The 15014-nt window shown below is 39.3% G+C and carries 18 protein-coding genes; 15 read left to right on the forward strand and 3 right to left on the reverse strand.

Translation table 11 applies throughout. The features are described from left to right. Positions 1–117: 117 nt before the first annotated feature. From AO843_RS16950 to AO843_RS16960, 3 genes are all read left to right on the forward strand, one after another. On the forward strand, positions 118–1302 hold the full coding sequence (locus AO843_RS16950) for an acetyl-CoA C-acetyltransferase (RefSeq protein WP_369814433.1): 1185 nt from the start codon (positions 118–120) through the stop codon (positions 1300–1302). A 22-nt stretch (positions 1303–1324) separates the two neighbouring features. Beyond that, the gene (locus AO843_RS16955) at positions 1325–1591 is read left to right on the forward strand and encodes a YqkE family protein (protein ID WP_054612271.1); all 267 of its coding nucleotides are present in this window, start codon (positions 1325–1327) and stop codon (positions 1589–1591) included. 172 nt (positions 1592–1763) lie between these two features. Further along, a complete protein-coding gene (locus AO843_RS16960; protein ID WP_054612272.1) occupies positions 1764–2267 on the forward strand; it encodes a GNAT family N-acetyltransferase in 504 nt (167 codons plus the stop codon). A gap of 24 nt (positions 2268–2291) precedes the next feature. Here AO843_RS16960 and AO843_RS16965 read toward each other — a convergent pair whose 3' ends face one another. Both AO843_RS16965 and AO843_RS16970 read right to left on the reverse strand, forming a co-directional pair. After that, positions 2292–2771, reverse strand: a complete 480-nt coding sequence (locus tag AO843_RS16965) for a VanZ family protein (protein ID WP_054612273.1) — start codon at positions 2769–2771, stop codon at positions 2292–2294. Further along, positions 2768–3667, reverse strand: a complete 900-nt coding sequence (locus AO843_RS16970) for an aldo/keto reductase (RefSeq protein ID WP_054612274.1) — start codon at positions 3665–3667, stop codon at positions 2768–2770. The genes AO843_RS16965 and AO843_RS16970 overlap by 4 nt, the downstream gene beginning before the upstream one ends. 76 nt (positions 3668–3743) lie before the next feature. Here AO843_RS16970 and AO843_RS16975 point away from each other — a divergent pair, with 76 nt between their 5' ends. The 12 genes from AO843_RS16975 (at position 3744) to AO843_RS17030 (ending at position 14505) form a co-directional block, all read left to right on the forward strand. Continuing rightward, positions 3744–4295 carry an NUDIX domain-containing protein gene (locus AO843_RS16975; RefSeq protein WP_054612275.1) on the forward strand — a complete coding sequence of 184 codons (552 nt, stop codon included), beginning with the start codon at positions 3744–3746 and terminating at the stop codon, positions 4293–4295. A gap of 58 nt (positions 4296–4353) precedes the next feature. After that, positions 4354–4866, forward strand: coding sequence for a hypothetical protein (locus AO843_RS16980; protein WP_054612276.1), 513 nt, complete (start codon positions 4354–4356; stop codon positions 4864–4866). A 122-nt stretch (positions 4867–4988) separates the two neighbouring features. After that, the gene (locus tag AO843_RS16985; RefSeq protein WP_004232171.1) at positions 4989–5453 is read left to right on the forward strand and encodes a ferric iron uptake transcriptional regulator; all 465 of its coding nucleotides are present in this window, start codon (positions 4989–4991) and stop codon (positions 5451–5453) included. A gap of 172 nt (positions 5454–5625) precedes the next feature. Beyond that, positions 5626–6528 carry a site-specific tyrosine recombinase XerD gene (xerD, locus tag AO843_RS16990; protein WP_054612277.1) on the forward strand — a complete coding sequence of 301 codons (903 nt, stop codon included), beginning with the start codon at positions 5626–5628 and terminating at the stop codon, positions 6526–6528. A 91-nt stretch (positions 6529–6619) separates the two neighbouring features. Next, complete coding sequence (gene deoB, locus AO843_RS16995; protein ID WP_054612278.1) at positions 6620–7801, forward strand: phosphopentomutase; 1182 nt, start codon at positions 6620–6622, stop codon at positions 7799–7801. Positions 7802–7814: 13 nt separating this feature from the next. Continuing rightward, positions 7815–9065, forward strand: coding sequence for a thymidine phosphorylase (locus tag AO843_RS17000; RefSeq protein WP_054612279.1), 1251 nt, complete (start codon positions 7815–7817; stop codon positions 9063–9065). 274 nt (positions 9066–9339) lie between these two features. After that, complete coding sequence (spoIIAA, locus tag AO843_RS17005) at positions 9340–9693, forward strand: anti-sigma F factor antagonist (protein ID WP_054612280.1); 354 nt, start codon at positions 9340–9342, stop codon at positions 9691–9693. Further along, a complete protein-coding gene (gene spoIIAB / locus AO843_RS17010) occupies positions 9686–10126 on the forward strand; it encodes an anti-sigma F factor (RefSeq protein WP_054612281.1) in 441 nt (146 codons plus the stop codon). The genes spoIIAA and spoIIAB overlap by 8 nt, the downstream gene beginning before the upstream one ends. Positions 10127–10184: 58 nt before the next feature. Then, entirely contained in the window at positions 10185–10928 is a 744-nt protein-coding gene (gene sigF / locus AO843_RS17015) for an RNA polymerase sporulation sigma factor SigF (RefSeq protein WP_283778184.1), read from the forward strand. 15 nt (positions 10929–10943) lie between these two features. Next, complete coding sequence (locus tag AO843_RS17020) at positions 10944–12392, forward strand: spore germination protein (protein ID WP_054612283.1); 1449 nt, start codon at positions 10944–10946, stop codon at positions 12390–12392. Between the two features lie 222 nt (positions 12393–12614). Continuing rightward, the gene (lysA, locus tag AO843_RS17025) at positions 12615–13934 is read left to right on the forward strand and encodes a diaminopimelate decarboxylase (RefSeq protein ID WP_054612284.1); all 1320 of its coding nucleotides are present in this window, start codon (positions 12615–12617) and stop codon (positions 13932–13934) included. A gap of 199 nt (positions 13935–14133) precedes the next feature. Then, positions 14134–14505, forward strand: a complete 372-nt coding sequence (locus AO843_RS17030) for a GNAT family N-acetyltransferase (protein WP_054612285.1) — start codon at positions 14134–14136, stop codon at positions 14503–14505. Here AO843_RS17030 and AO843_RS17035 read toward each other — a convergent pair. Continuing rightward, complete coding sequence (locus tag AO843_RS17035; RefSeq protein ID WP_054612286.1) at positions 14502–15008, reverse strand: DUF309 domain-containing protein; 507 nt, start codon at positions 15006–15008, stop codon at positions 14502–14504. The two genes, AO843_RS17030 and AO843_RS17035, sit on opposite strands and share 4 nt — an antisense overlap. Positions 15009–15014 lie beyond the last annotated feature (6 nt).

Here is a 15014-nt window from a genome sequence, read left to right on the forward strand (position 1 = left end):
AAAACTGCGATTATTTCTATTATCGAAAATCGTCAAAATATTTGTTAAAATATACATATCTGCTAGTAGCATATGCAGCAGTGTTGATTTTTGAACGGGGAAAAGGGGAGAATGGACATGACAAATGAGGTAGTAATTGTGAGTGCTGTTCGTACAGCTATCGGCTCATTTCAGGGGACACTAAAAGACGTACCGGCCACAACTTTAGGTAGCATTGTCATTAAGGACGCATTAGCGCGTGCAGGCGTAACAGGGGAACAAGTCGATGAGGTTATTATGGGGAACGTATTATCTGCTGGACTTGGACAGAATCCAGCTCGTCAGGCAGCAATAAAGGCTGGTTTACCACATGAAGTGTCAGCACTAACAATTAATAAAGTATGTGGATCGGGTTTAAAGGCTGTGCATTTAGCAACGCAGGCAATTTTAGCTGGTGACGCCGATATTATCGTGGCGGGTGGCTTTGAAAATATGAGCCAGGCGCCTTATGTTTTAAAAAATGCGCGTGAAGGCTTCCGAATGGGCGATCAAAAGGTAGTGGATACAATGATTCATGATGGTCTATGGTGTGCTTTTAATGATTATCATATGGGGATTACAGCAGAAAACTTATGTGATATGTATGAAATTTCACGAGAAGAGCAAGATGCATTTTCAGCTCGCTCGCAACAACGTACAGAGGCGGCAATTGAAGCTGGTAAATTTGTAGATGAAATTGTCGCAGTAGAGATTCCACAACGTAAGGGAGAGCCTATTTTGTTCGACAAGGATGAATTTCCTCGAGCAGGCGTGACAGAGGAATCTCTAGCCAAACTACGTCCAGCATTTAAAAAGGATGGCTCAGTAACAGCGGCTAACGCATCTGGCATTAACGATGGTGCTGCAGCGGTTGTTGTGATGTCAAAGGAAAAAGCACAAGAACTTGGTATTCAACCAATGGCTATTGTAACAGCTAATGCAAGCGCAGGTGTAGATCCTGCAATTATGGGAACTGGTCCAGTTAAAGCAATCCAAAAAGCCCTAACAAAGGCAGCTGTAACCTTAGATGAAATAGATTTAATTGAAGCAAATGAAGCATTTGCAGCACAATCGATAGCTGTAGATCGTGAATTAAGCTTTAATCATGATAAACTAAATGTTAACGGGGGCGCGATTGCTCTTGGTCATCCGATTGGTGCAAGTGGTGCTCGTATTTTAGTCACGCTGCTACATGAGATGGAAAAGCGTGATGCAAAAATGGGCTTAGCAACATTATGTATTGGTGGTGGTCAAGGCGTAGCCACAGTTGTGAAGCGTCCTTGATGTCAATAAGAAGGTGAATGAAATGGGAAAGAAACGAAAACAACAGCAACATGAAAACAATAGCATGGCAGCAAGTTTGCCAAAGCATGAGACAGTCACATTAGCGGACCAACTAGGTGGCGATGTTCTAGCTAAATTAAAAGCCGCTAAGCAAGATTTAACAGTGAAAGAACAGGCTGCAGAAGAAGAACGTCAAGCAAAACTAGCTTTTGAACGCAAACAACGAGAAAAAAATAAATCGTTTGAAGAATTGTTGAATGAGTATGGGAATAAAGGCACTAAATATTAAATGGGAAACAGTGAATTCACGTATGTGGATTCACTGTTTTTTAGATATCCTATAAAATGTCCTTTATTAGTCGATATTATAAAGGAAAGAGATCATAAAATGGGGGACGCTGCCAATAACATATACCTTATTGTAGTTTAGCTAATGATTAAATTATGATAGGAGAACAAAGTTGTTTGAATTACACACTGAAAGATTAAGATTAATTCCTTTAAATGCTAAGTATCTAAAATTACTAATAGAGCATGAGAAAGAGTTAGCAAATGAACTGTCATTAAGTAAACTAGAGAGGATTTTTGATGCTGAGCTTAAACAGGCTTTGAATTATAGACGCTCAAAAGTTTTAGAAGATGAAGAAAACTATATTTGGTATACAAATTGGTTGATCGTATTAAAAGAACAAAATTGCGCTATTGGTGGTATTATGCTTAAAGGGATGCCAAACGACAGGCAGGAAGTAGTGATTGGTTATTATACTTTTCCAAGTTTTCAGGGACGTGGTTATATGACTGAAACAATTATAACGATGAAAAACTGGTTACATAGCCAACCAAACGTTGAGTATATTATTGCGGATACTGAAAAGGATAATATTGCTTCCCACCGAGTTTTAGAAAAAGCAGGAGCTACCTTGTATAAAGAAACAGAGTCGCTCTATTTTTGGAAATTGTTATAATAAATATTTATAAAAGACAAAAGGCTAAAAAAGCGCTTTTTGTCTTTTATTTTTGAACAATTTCCTTAGGATTACGACAGAACCAACAAAAACAATGGCTCCTACTGTATCAACAAGTACATCTTGACCGCTCATCGTGCGACCAGGTGTAAAGCTTTGACGAAATTCATCAAGCATAGCGATAATAGCCGTTCCTCCAATGGCAACACTTCCTGCAAAACGGCGTTTTCCCCACGCAAAGTACAGACCAAGCGCAATGCACCCAAAACCGATAAAATGTATTAGTTTACGAATTAAAAATTCGACAAATGGAAAATACCCACGCTCTTCAATTGATACAACTGTGTTCCAATATGGGATTTTTAAAACGGATAGTTGTTGTTCAAAAGGTTTATTAGCTAATAGATCTTTTAGTTCTGGTAATATACTTTGTTGCTCGTAGGTCATGCTAGAGGAAATCACTAGCACAACTAGACAGGCGATGAAGATAATCCACTTTTTCATCGGTGTTCCAGATACTGTTCATTTTTCGTTAAAGTATGTGCTGCCTTAAAATCTGTTATTTTAGCTATTTTTTCATAGGCAGAAAGGGTTTGAGCTAGTTGTTCTTGTGAGCTAGCTCCAATCACTGTAGAAGCGATAGTAGACTCTTTTAAATTAAATGCTAAAGCTAGTGAATGTAAATCATTATAATGTGATGCTAAACTTGTTATCGTTGTTGTTAACTCTTCTGCTGTATAGGTGTTAAAACCATTTACTCGCTGTAACCGTTGCTGCCAACTATTCGTCAATAAGCCCTTTGCTACTGTGCCACGTGTTACAACAGAAGCGCCTTCCTTCGCGATATATTCAAACCACTCTTCGGGACGGCGATCTAAGGCACTATATTGCATCATGACACTTTTTGCCGAGCTGGCAGGTAAAAAACGTTGCAACACATTTGGACGAATGGAGGAAATGCCATATTCACGAATAAGACCGTCTTTTTTCAAGCCCTCAAAAGTGTCAATGATGCCATCCCAGTCATCCTCTATTGTACCTCCATGTAGTTGATAAACATCAATGTAATCCGTTCCTAAACGTCGCAAGCTAGCATGAATCGCTTCTTTTATATGGGACGGAGAAGCATCCCAATACCAGCCTTCAACACCTTCAGTCCAGCGATTACCTACTTTTGTTGCTAAAATAACATCTTGACGACGTTTCCCTAATGTCACGCCGATAATTTCCTCATTTGCCCCAAAATCATATAAATCTGCTGTATCAATATAATTTATGCCTGCATCTAATGCCATATCGACAATAGCAGCTGCTTCTTTTTTATCTGTAGAAAGTGACATGCCTCCTAAACTAATTTCAGAAATAAATAATTCACTTGTGCCAAGCTGTCTTTTTTTCATACAAACGACCTCCTTCGATTTCTCTACTTGTAATGGTACAATGAACATATCTGAAGGACAAGTGAGGTAATCGTCTATGAAAAAGTTTGAGGAAAAAACGACAAAAACGACACCAATCTATGACGGAAAAATAGTAAAACTCCAGGTTGATGAAGTAATTTTACCAAATGGACAGGTTGCAAAGCGTGAAATTATCAAGCATCCAGGAGCGGTTGCGGTCGTTGCCGTTACAGCTGAGGGCAAATTAGTGTTAGTAGAGCAATATCGTAAGGCGCTTGAACGTTCTATTGTTGAAATTCCTGCAGGGAAAATTGAATCTGGTGAGGAACCAATGATGACAGCACGCCGTGAATTAGAAGAGGAAACAGGCTACGGAGCGCACAGCCTTACATTTTTACAAACTTTTGCAACGTCCCCTGGATTTGCAGATGAGGTCATTCATCTATATGTAGCAAAGGAATTATATAAAATCGAAAATAAAGCAGCGTTAGATGAGGATGAGTTTGTCGAACTATTAGAAGTTTCGTTGGAAGAGGCACAATCAATGGTGGCAGATCAACGTATATTTGATGCTAAAACAGCATTTGCCGTACTTTGGCTTGCTACAAATTTAGAAAATAATCTTTAGCATAATAGAGACGGACGAGCATAAGCTGTACAAACCTTGATAGAAAAGGAGCATGTTTATGTCTCGTACGGTGTCTATATTTTATCACGCTTCCATCATTGCAGTTAGTTTTGTTTGCGGCGTTATTTTCTTTCATATTATTGGTGGACCGAAAGCGGAACCATTTATTTTATTTATAGAACCTCGTTTAGCAGATGGGGACAGGCAATCGATTTTTCGTTTAGTGCTTCCTGTCGCTATTTCCATAGGTCTTGTATTACTACTAGCAACACATAGTGTATTAAAAATTTTAGTGCGTGTGACGGTAGCCATGCGTGCGACTTTTTTTGGCTTTAGTTCAGTTTTTTTATTACAAAAACTTGAAGCTTTTTGGCTTTATACGATTTGGTGGTTTCCATTTCAGCTTATCTATTGTATATTGTTGCTAGTCCTATGCAATTTACTTGTACCTGCTTGGTCAAAGCGAAAAATCGGGAAACAAGTATCTGGTCGGACAATTTTGTTGAATTTTATCACATTTTTCATCATAATAGTTGCTGAGTTTATTGTTATTTCTTATGTGTTAAAATGATGGATTTAGTAGACAACAATTGTGATCAGATAAAAAAGTAGAAGCATGTTAGAAATCTATTCACTATCTTGTAATAGGATTTACTCCTTTGGTATAATGGAAAGAGTTTAGGGGGGCGTCACATGGAGAGCCGAATTGATCGTATAAAAAAACAGCTGCATAGTGCTAGTTACAAGCTGACGCCGCAGCGAGAAGCAACAGTTGCTGTCTTGCTTGAGCACGAAGAAGACCACCTAAGTGCTGAAGATGTATATCTTTTAGTAAAAGAAAAAGCACCAGAAATTGGTCTAGCTACTGTTTATAGAACGTTAGAATTATTAACTGAGCTCAAAATTGTCGACAAAATCAACTTTGGCGATGGTGTATCGCGCTATGACCTACGCCAAGAGGGAGCTGCCCATTTCCACCATCATCTAGTTTGTATTGAATGTGGAGCTGTTGATGAAATTCAAGAAGATTTACTTGAAGATGTGGAAGCCGTTGTTGAAAAGCGTTGGAACTTTATCATAAAGGATCACCGACTAACTTTCCACGGCATTTGCTGGCGCTGTCATGATAAAAACGACGAATCGAATGAAGAAAAATAACAAAAAGCTGTCTGTTTTAATCTTTGGTATAGATTGAATCGGGCAGTTTTTTGTTTTTTTATGAAATAGAAGATCCGTATTATGGTTGATTTATGTCGAATGGAGGGTGCTTTAGCACATTTCTAATAGCCATGCTAAAATAGAGAATAATTGACAGTGAGGGGGCGTTGTGATGAATGAATTTCAATTTGCAGTAGAGGACTATATCCATTTTATCCAAGTGGAACGGCAGTTATCTGTTAATACATTAGCATCCTATCGCCGAGATTTAGAAAGCTATGTGAATTTTTTGCAGGAAGCAGAGGGCATGGCTAATTTTAGCCGTGTAGAACGAACGACCATACTACGACATTTAGAGCAACTACGTGCACAAGGGAAGACAAGCCGTACCATTGCTCGCCATATCTCCTCCATTCGTAGTTTTCACCAATTTTTACTACGAGAAAAGCGTGCTGAATCAGATCCAACGGTACATCTAGAAATGCCAACAATTGAGCAAAAGTTACCGAATATCTTATCTATAGAAGAAATAGAAGCTTTACTGACTGCACCGAATCGAAGTAAGCCACAAGGTGTTCGTGATCTAGCGATGTTGGAGTTATTATATGGTTCTGGTATGCGGATTAGTGAGCTTATAGCTTTGGATTTAGCCGATATTCATTTAACAATGGGCTTTGTACGTGTTTTTGGGAAGGGTGGAAAAGAGCGGATCATACCACTAGGCAAAAGTGCGCTATCAGCCATAAATGCCTATTTAAACAATGCTCGGGGTCAATTGCAGGGAAAATATCCAAAAACTGATGCGTTTTTTATCAATCAAAGAGGGAAACGTTTAACAAGACAAGGTTGTTGGAAATTAATGAAGGAGCATGCTTTGAAGGCAGGCATCCAACATGAGTTAACACCACACACATTACGTCACTCTTTTGCTACTCATTTGGTCGAAAATGGGGCAGATTTACGTGCTGTACAAGAGATGCTAGGTCATGCTGATATTTCCACAACGCAAATTTATACACATATTAGTAAAACGAGATTATCAGAAGTATATAAGCAATTCCATCCCCGCGCTTAAAAGTTTCAGAAATTTTTTTCGGTCGGATGTCTGACCTTTATTTTTCGCATTTTTTTGGTAAAATAGAGTCATGAGATTGGAGGCAATAATAATGAATAAACCTTTTAACAAAATCCATGTCGTTGTAATGGACTCTGTCGGAATTGGTGAAGCGCCAGATGCTGCAAGCTTTGGCGATGTAGGAGCACATACATTAGGACACATCGCTGAAAAAATGAATGGGCTTACAATGCCGGTGATGGAGTCATTTGGTTTGGCGAATATCGAACCGCTGCAGGGTATACAAGCGACAAATGAGCCAAAAGCATACTATGGCAAAATGCAAGAAGCATCTGTAGGGAAAGATACGATGACAGGGCACTGGGAAATTATGGGCTTGAATATTGATAAGCCATTTAAGGTGTATCCTGAAGGATTTCCCGTAGAGTTGATTGCTGAGTTAGAAAAACGTACGGGTCGTAAAGTACTTTGCAATCAACCAGCAAGTGGAACACAAGTAATTGAGGACTTCGGTAAAGAGCATATGGAAACTGGTGCAATTATTGTCTATACATCAGCTGATCCAGTTTTACAAATTGCTGCACATGAGGAAATTATTCCATTAGATGAATTATATAAAATCTGTGAAATCGCACGTGAATTAACATTACAGCCAGAATATTTAGTAGGACGCGTGATTGCACGTCCGTTTGTTGGTACGCCAGGAAACTTCACACGTACTTCAAATCGACATGACTATGCGCTGAAGCCATTTGGTCGTACGACGATGAATGTCTTGAAGGACGCAGGCTTAGATGTGATCGCAATCGGTAAAATCTCCGATATTTTTAATGGCGAAGGTGTCACAGATGCAGTACGTACTAAAAATAATACGGATGGCATGGACAAATTTGCTGAAGGTGTCTGCCGTGACTTCCGTGGTATAAGCTTCTTAAATTTAGTAGACTTTGATGCCAATTTTGGACATCGTCGTGATCCATTGGGTTATGGGCAAGCCTTACAAGAATTTGATGCACGACTACCAGAAATTACAAATGCAATGTCAGAAGATGATTTATTAATTATTACTGCAGACCACGGAAATGATCCAACCTTCCACGGCACAGATCATACACGTGAATATGTACCGTTAATTGTCTATTCTCCACGATTTAATGGTGGAGTTGAACTAGCACTTCGTGAAACTTTTGCAGATATTGCAGCTACAGTGGCTGAAAACTTTCAAGTGGAAGCACCAGCATTCGGCAAAAGTTTCTTACAAGAATTGAAATAAGGGGGTTTTTCGAATGAATATGGTGCAATTGTTTGAAAAGAAAAAACAAGGATTAGAGCTCACACAAGCAGAAATTCAGTATTTTGTTGATGGCTATACAACAGGTTCGATCCCTGATTATCAAGCAAGTTCACTCTTAATGGCGATTCGTCTATTAGGAATGTCTGATGAAGAAACGTTTTATTTAACAAAAGCAATGATTGAATCAGGAGATGTCATTGATTTAACTTCTATTGAAGGCTTTAAAATTGATAAACACTCGACAGGCGGTGTTGGTGATAAGGTAACACTTGTAGTTACTCCAATTATTGCGTCTCTAGGGATTCCAGTAGCTAAGTTTAGTGGAAAAGGTCTAGGAATTACAGGGGGAACAATCGATAAATTAGAGTCAATCCAAGGCTTCAAAACAGAGCTTTCCTCACAAGAATTCATTGATAATGTTAATCGACATAAAATTGCAGTTGCTGGACAAACAGGAAATCTTGTACCAGCCGACAAGAAGTTGTATGCATTAAGAGATGTGACAGGTACTGTCGATTCAATCCCATTAATTGCTGCATCTATTATGAGCAAAAAAATTGCCAGTGGCGCGGATGGTATTGTCCTTGATGTTAAATGTGGTTCAGGTGCGTTTATGAAGACGCAAGAAGAAGCTCAACGATTAGCTGATACAATGACAGCTATTGGGGAAAAACTTGGACGTAGAGTGGTTGCCCATATAAGTGATATGGATAATCCTTTAGGTAAAATGATTGGTAATAAGCTTGAGGTTTTGGAGGCCTATGCACTATTAAGTGGACGTATGGAAGAAACACATGAGGATTTGCTAGATGAATGTGTAGTCATTGCTTCTTTAATGTATCAAGTTGCCGCAGGTGTTGATGAAGCTGAAGCAACTGCCGCTGTTAAGCGTGTGCTGACAGATGGTTCTGCAGCTGCGAAGTTTGAGGAGTTTATTGTTGCACAAGGTGGGGATGTGTCTGATATCGTCCAAACGGAAACTGCTTATAAAGTTGCGGTGACGGCGGTGACGGAAGGATCAGTGGAAACGATAAATGCACTATTAGTTGGTGAAGCGAGTGTCGGTCTAGGCGCTGGGCGTTTAACGAAGGAATCCGCGCTTGATTATGACGCAGGCATTCAGCTAATTGCTAAAAAAGGCGATCGTGTAAACAATGGGGATACTATTGCTTATTTATATTCCAATACCCAAATCGCTGAAGAAACGATTCACAAAGTACAACAAGCTTATACAATTGCATAAAGATTCATTTGCGAGAGCTCTCACATTAAGAGGGCTCTCGCTTTTTTGTCGTTCGAAAACTAAACCTATGAAATGCTTACATTTTCGTAGAAATTTCATACTGAGATAACGGCATCTTGTTTAAAAAATGTTCATTTATCCCATACTGCACATAAACCTAAAAAGCTATGAGTATGTCGATTTGACACTATTTCAGAAGACTTTGCACTAGTTCTGTCAGCCACAAGGATTCACCGTCTTAAATGTGGAATTGCACGAGGAGGAGGCGATGTTCATGCATTTTCAATTAGAAATGGTCACAAGAGAGACAGTCGTAATACGTTTATTTGGGGAGCTCGATCATCATGCAGTAGAGCAAATTCGAGCGAAAATATCTGCAGCAATTTTTCAAGGTACTGTGTCGACCATCATTTGGAACTTAGAAGGGCTATCTTTTATGGATAGTTCGGGTGTAGGCTTGGTGCTTGGTCGTATGCGTGAATTAGAGGCAGTTGCTGGGCGAACTATTTTATTGAATCCATCGCCAACAATGCGAAAAGTTTTTCAATTTTCAGGTCTAGGGCCATGGATGATGGATGGAACAGAGGAACAAGCGATTGATCGCGTAAGGGGGATTGTAAATGGATAACCAAATGACATTAACTTTTTTAGCACTTAGTGAAAATGAAGCCTTAGCACGTGTAGCAGTCACGGGCTTTATCGCACAATTAGACCCAACTATTGATGAGCTATCTGAATTTAAAACAGTTGTCTCAGAAGCGGTTTCCAATGCCATTATTCATGGTTATGAGGAGAATGGCAAGGGTGTTGTTACTGTTCACGCTAAGCGTGAGGATGACATTGTAACGGTGTCTGTGATGGATAAAGGGGTAGGAATCGAAGACGTAAGTCAAGCGATGGAGCCATTATTTACAACAAAAAGTGCAATGGAGCGATCCGGTATGGGCTTTACGATTATGGATAGCTTTTCTGATCAGCTAACAGTCATGTCTAAGTGGCAAGAAGGCACAACTGTAACATTTATGAAGAAATTTTACACAGTTCGCACAGCGGTAATGTGAGGGTATCGAGGTGAAGCCCTTAGAACAGTCGTCCGAAAAACTATTGTCTCAGGAGGAAATGCGTGATTTAATAGCACGCGCGCAGCAGGGCGATCACGAGGCTCGTAAACGAATGGTAGAAGGCAATACGAGGCTTGTGTGGTCCATTGTTCAACGTTTTACAACGAGAGGTGTTGAGCTCGAGGATTTATTCCAGATTGGCTGCATAGGACTCATGAAGTCCGTGGATAAATTCGATTTAACTTATGACGTTAAATTTTCAACCTATGCAGTCCCTATGATTATTGGTGAAATTCAACGTTTTTTAAGGGATGATGGCATGGTGAAGGTGAGTCGCTCTATTCGTGAGCTGAATTTTAAAATCCGACATGCTACAGATGAATTTATTAAAAAAAATGAACACCCACCAACTATTCAGGAATTAGCTCAGGTGCTTGGTGTGACAACCGAGGAAATTGTGACAGCATCGGATGCATTAAGAGATCCAGCATCTCTACATGAGCAATTGTATGAAAGTGAAGGGGATTCCATTACATTGATGGATCAAATGAAGGATGAAAAATCCGAGCAGCCATTTGATTATATCCCGCTTAAAGAAGTGCTTACAAGGCTTGAACCAAGGGAACAGTCTATCATTTATTTACGATATTTTTCAGATTGTACGCAAACTGAGATTGCAAATAGGTTAGGCATATCACAGGTGCAAGTATCCCGTTTGGAGAAAAAAATTCTTGCTCAATTAAAAAGTTGGATGGCTACAAGCGCAACTGTAGAGCAAGAAGCAATAAAAAAAGACATCTAAGAAAATGGTGACAGCATGACAAATAAATTATTTAGCAACTTAGAAGCAGCCGAAGATTTTCTTAAGGAGCAATTTGGTGACGGCGAATCATTTGACGTTGGAATTAAGCATTTATTTGTCAAAGATTTGCCGGTTCTTTGCGCCTATATTAGTGGACTTGTGGATGGAGAAGCCCTAACACAATTACTTTCAAGCATGCTCCCAGATGAGGACTATGAAATTGATGTGGAGGATGAGAAGGAGTATTTCGAGTCTTATTTTAACTTTCACGGACGTTCAGAGGAAACCGAGCGTAAAGCTTATTTATTAGCCATTTTAAGCGGGCAAGTGACCTTTATTACTAAAAGTGGCTATTGCTACGTTGCCGAGCTCAGAAACTATCCAGGACGTTCCCCTGAGGAGCCCGACAATGAAAAGGTAATACGTGGCTCAAGGGATGGTTTTACAGAAGGAATATCTCAAAATACGGCTTTAATTCGTAGGCGGATTCGCAATAGTAATTTACGTTTCGAGCTACATAAAATATCCAAAATCGGCCAAACCGACGTCGCCATAGCGTATATGAAGGACGTTGCCAATGAAGATATGCTCGAAAAATTACGACAGCGCCTTGACCAGATTAACCACGATGGTTTGACAATGGCTGATAAATCATTAGAAGAATGGCTGTTTAAGCAAAAATTCCATCCAGTTCCGTTTGTTCGTTACACGGAAAGGCCAGATATTGCTGCAGCACATTTACTGGAAGGGCATATCGCCATAATGGTAGATACTTCACCGTCTGTTATTCTTGTGCCAATTACGATTTTCCATTTACTACAGCATGCGGAGGAATATAGACAGGCGCCACTAGTTGGTACATTTGTACGTTTTATGCGGTATTTCGGCGCCATTATGGGTTTACTTTTATTACCTTTGTGGTATGTATTTGCAACAAATGAATCATTGCTTCCAGATGCTCTTTCTTTTTTAGGGACTCAGGAGAAATCGCATGTACCCTTATTACTGCAAATACTTATTGCAGATATTGGTATTGAATTTTTGAGGATGGCCGCCATTCATACTCCGACACCATTGTCTACTGCGATGGGCTTGGTTGCGGGGGTAATTATTGGTCAAATTGCGATCGATGTGGGACTATTCTCAGCAGAGGTTGTACTGTATACAGCGGTTGCAGCTATTCTCATCTTTATTATCCCGTCCTATGAGCTAAGTATCTCCATAAAAATATTTAGGCTGTTCTTATTGATTATGGTAGGTATTTGGGGCGTTAATGGTTTATTCATTGGCATATTCTTAGTGTTTACGTATTTATGTTCATTACGACCAATGCAGGCACCATATTTTTGGCCGCTTGTTCCATTCTTCCCAATGGCGATGCTACGTGTCCTTATTCGTTTCCCAATGACGGCAGATGCATTAAGACCTTATGTAGTCGCTTCCAAACAGCGAAAAAGATCATAGGAGCCGTTGCACTCGTTTTTTTCATGTGATAAAGTTCACATATAGTATTTTGTGATTTTTGCAAAAATTATTTTCATTCAGCAAAAGGGAGGTTTTATACATAGGCCTCTTGAAGCTGGATGAAATTAATTTTTGATGGGATACCTCTATTTCCAATGGTAGATCCTATCATATTTCGGTAAAAGTGACAGAATGGAACGAAGTGAAAAGGGAGAGATGCACATGCATTTATATGGAACACAAGCGATTTCTGAGGATGGTCATTTAACAATAGGACAGGTAGACACACTGGAGCTTGCCAAAGAGTATGGTACGCCACTTTTTGTGTATGATATGGCACTTATTCGGAAGCGTGCTCGGAGCTTTATCGATACGTTTAAAAAACTAGGCGTAAAAGCAGAAGTAGCTTATGCTTCAAAAGCATTTGCATGTGTAGCTGTGTATCAATTAGCAGCAGAAGAAAATTTATCATTGGATGTTGTATCAGGTGGAGAATTATTTACAGCTGTAAAAGCAGGATTTCCAGCAGAGCGCATTCATTTCCATGGCAATAATAAAAGCATTTCAGAATTAGAGCTAGCTTTTGACTCCAAAATCGGTTGTATTGTTGTAGATAATTTCTATGAAATTCAGCTTTTAAAAGAAATATCTGAACACCGTCAACAAAAAATGCGGATCTTACTACGTGTTACACCAGGAGTTGAAGCGCATACGCATGATTTCATTACGACAGGTCAAGCAGATTCAAAATTTGGCTTTGACTTAAACAATGGTCAAGCGGATGAGGCATTCCAACAAACATTTAACCATGAATTCCTAGAGCTTCTGGGCTTACATTGTCACATTGGCTCACAAATTTTTGACACTGCTGGCTTTGCATTGGCAGGAGAAAAATTGATTGACAAAATTTCTGATTGGAACAAGGCTCACGGATTTACATGTACTGTGTTAAACTTAGGTGGGGGCTTTGGTATTCGTTATACTGAAGAAGATGCACCGCTTGAACCACAAGTATATGTAGAGGATATGATTACAGTTGTAAAAAATAAAGCAACTGTGCTTGGACTAAAAATGCCAGAAATTTGGATTGAACCAGGTCGATCACTTGTAGGTGATGCAGGAACATCTCTTTATACAATCGGATCACAGAAAACAGTACCAGATGTGCGAAAATATATTGCTGTTGATGGAGGGATGAGTGATAACATCCGCCCAGCATTGTACGACGCTAAGTATGAGGCTGTCATTGCAGGTAAAGTGAATGAGCCGAAGAATGAAATCTATACAGTTGCTGGTAAATTATGTGAATCTGGCGATAAATTAATTATTGATGCTAAACTACAAGATGCAGCTTCAGGTGATATTTTAGCCATTTTCTGTACAGGTGCATATGGTTATTCAATGGCGAGTAACTATAACCGTGTTCCTAGACCTGCTGTTGTATTTGTAGAGAATGGACAGCATCAACTAGCTATTCGCCGCGAAAGTTATGAAGATATTGTGCAAAACGATCTCCCGCTAACTTTAAAAAAGGGTGAGTAAATTTGAGGAAGAATAAATGGGTATTACTAGCGTCCATTTCAACTTTTATTTTGTTGTGGGGCGTTGTCTATTGGGTGTTGGCGTCTAAAGGAATTCTCGGACCTGGTTCGTAAGACAGAAATTGGCTTGCGGTAAAAGTACAAATCGTGTAGGATAGTCAAAGATTATGTACAGCTAGAAAAAGAGGGAATAGACAAATATGTTAATTCGATATAAAAAAGCTTTAGAGAAAATAGCAATGGGGCTACTTTCGTTTATGCCGAACGAAAAAGACGTAAAAAAGCTTACAGAGACCATCCACTCCTATGAAAATGATGATAATTGGGTTTTATACTTATGGAAAAAGAATGATGAATATGTTGGCATTGTTGGGCTTGTAACAGATGAGCATAATACTGCTACTATCCAACATGTATCTGTTATCCCTTCCTATAGGGGTGAAGGTGTTGCCAAAGAAATGCTTCAGGAAGTAGCAGACCTTGGCCACTATGAAAATGTACGTGCAACTGATGAAACACGTCAATTCGTTCAAAAATGTATTAATTGCATCGATAAAAAAGCAGACGATTAACAACGTCTGCTTTTTCTTTGTTTGCTTTCTTGTCGCTCAGCAAGTATATGTGAACGATCTCGTAGCATATGTTTATGAAGAAGATAGTTTGAGTTATAGTGTGGTAAAATTCGTATGCGCGCTACAACTAATTCCAGCAAATTGGGTGAAAGGGTGAGCTGGAATGCATGAAAGGACTTGCCTGCTTTAATAGCAGCGAGCGTATTTTTGATTTCTGTCAGGAGTTGATAATAACTAATTTCGTGGAAAAAGATATGTCCCTCATTTTGTTGAAAATTATGAAATGCTTTTTCTAAAATTCGTATAGCGCCAGTATCATTACCACGCCGCCAATGATATAAGCCTGTTGCGAGCTGAACATAGCCAACCAATGGGTGCATTTTATCACCAGGCGCAATTTCCTTCCAATACTCCTCAAGCACTTCATGGCATTCGAAAAAATCCTGATTGCCGTTAAAATAAGCGCAGTAATCGATAAATAAAGTATGATGCTGTGGATGCATTTTGAA

This window comes from Lysinibacillus sp. ZYM-1 (genome assembly GCF_001308875.1).
In the GTDB taxonomy this organism is placed as follows: domain Bacteria; phylum Bacillota; class Bacilli; order Bacillales_A; family Planococcaceae; genus Lysinibacillus.

Bases quoted from the DNA above. Each gene is read 5' to 3' on its own strand.
- xerD (WP_054612277.1), top strand. From the start codon at position 5,626: ATGAATGAATTTCAATTTGCAGTAGAGGACTATATCCATTTTATCCAA.
- AO843_RS17000 (WP_054612279.1), top strand. From the start codon at position 7,815: ATGAATATGGTGCAATTGTTTGAAAAGAAAAAACAAGGATTAGAGCTC.
- AO843_RS16965 (WP_054612273.1), bottom strand. From the start codon at position 2,771: ATGAAAAAGTGGATTATCTTCATCGCCTGTCTAGTTGTGCTAGTGATT.
- AO843_RS17020 (WP_054612283.1), top strand. From the start codon at position 10,944: ATGACAAATAAATTATTTAGCAACTTAGAAGCAGCCGAAGATTTTCTT.
- spoIIAA (WP_054612280.1), top strand. From the start codon at position 9,340: ATGCATTTTCAATTAGAAATGGTCACAAGAGAGACAGTCGTAATACGT.
- AO843_RS17035 (WP_054612286.1), bottom strand. From the start codon at position 15,008: ATGCATCCACAGCATCATACTTTATTTATCGATTACTGCGCTTATTTT.
- AO843_RS16985 (WP_004232171.1), top strand. From the start codon at position 4,989: ATGGAGAGCCGAATTGATCGTATAAAAAAACAGCTGCATAGTGCTAGT.
- AO843_RS17030 (WP_054612285.1), top strand. From the start codon at position 14,134: ATGTTAATTCGATATAAAAAAGCTTTAGAGAAAATAGCAATGGGGCTA.
- AO843_RS16975 (WP_054612275.1), top strand. From the start codon at position 3,744: ATGAAAAAGTTTGAGGAAAAAACGACAAAAACGACACCAATCTATGAC.
- sigF (WP_283778184.1), top strand. From the start codon at position 10,185: ATGCGTGATTTAATAGCACGCGCGCAGCAGGGCGATCACGAGGCTCGT.
- AO843_RS16970 (WP_054612274.1), bottom strand. From the start codon at position 3,667: ATGAAAAAAAGACAGCTTGGCACAAGTGAATTATTTATTTCTGAAATT.
- spoIIAB (WP_054612281.1), top strand. From the start codon at position 9,686: ATGGATAACCAAATGACATTAACTTTTTTAGCACTTAGTGAAAATGAA.
- AO843_RS16950 (WP_369814433.1), top strand. From the start codon at position 118: ATGACAAATGAGGTAGTAATTGTGAGTGCTGTTCGTACAGCTATCGGC.
- deoB (WP_054612278.1), top strand. From the start codon at position 6,620: ATGAATAAACCTTTTAACAAAATCCATGTCGTTGTAATGGACTCTGTC.
- lysA (WP_054612284.1), top strand. From the start codon at position 12,615: ATGCATTTATATGGAACACAAGCGATTTCTGAGGATGGTCATTTAACA.
- AO843_RS16955 (WP_054612271.1), top strand. From the start codon at position 1,325: ATGGGAAAGAAACGAAAACAACAGCAACATGAAAACAATAGCATGGCA.
- AO843_RS16980 (WP_054612276.1), top strand. From the start codon at position 4,354: ATGTCTCGTACGGTGTCTATATTTTATCACGCTTCCATCATTGCAGTT.